Annotated in this window: 1 protein-coding gene; it reads left to right on the plus strand. The window is 66.5% G+C overall.

All coding sequences use genetic code 11. From position 1 onward, the window contains the following. Positions 1-337 precede the first annotated feature (337 nt). Positions 338-633, plus strand: a 296-nt coding sequence (locus ACT3TZ_RS15235; RefSeq protein WP_444584256.1) for an Hsp20/alpha crystallin family protein, incomplete at its 3' end; no start/stop codon positions are given.

The raw sequence follows: 633 nt of genomic DNA on the forward strand, positions 1-633 counted from the left end.
AGGAGCAGTCGAGACGCTTTGGCTCGCTGAGCGCGACGGCGCGGTGGTGGGGCTGAGCCCTGTGGACGCGCAGGTCTGGAAAGCGGATCAGGCTCCGTTCGTCAGGCGAATCACTTGCGAAATGCCTACGTGGGGTCCAGTCTGGTACCAGAACGACGCAGCTCTACCGCGCGTTCGCGCTTCTGCTTGGACCACATGGTCCGGGTGGGTTCTGCACCTCCGACCGTCGAACAAGCATCGGCAGTGGAGTTATGGCGACCCAGCGTAAAGGGGGGGTGGTGAGATGGTGACCTCATGTGCGGACCTGCGCATCGCTCAGCAGATGGATCCGCGCTCGATGTCGGTCGATCTGTCTCGAGGGGGCGACGAGTACGTTCCTGAGGCGAACCTGCCAGGCATCGACTCGGAGTCCATCGAGCTGGGTGGGCGGCCAGCCGCTCACCGTCCGCGCGGTCAGCGGCCCAGTCCGCGACCGCCGGCGCGAAGTGGTTCACCGCCGAACGGCCCCCACGGGCAATTCATGCGGCTGCTGGGACTGGCACCCGGCATCGACAGCGACAGCGTCACCGCCAGCTGCGACCTGGGCGTCCTGCGGGTGGTGATGCCCATCGAGCAGCCCGCCGTCCGGAAAGA

The organism is Brachybacterium sp. AOP25-B2-12 (assembly GCF_052378625.1).
In the GTDB taxonomy this organism is placed as follows: domain Bacteria; phylum Actinomycetota; class Actinomycetes; order Actinomycetales; family Dermabacteraceae; genus Brachybacterium.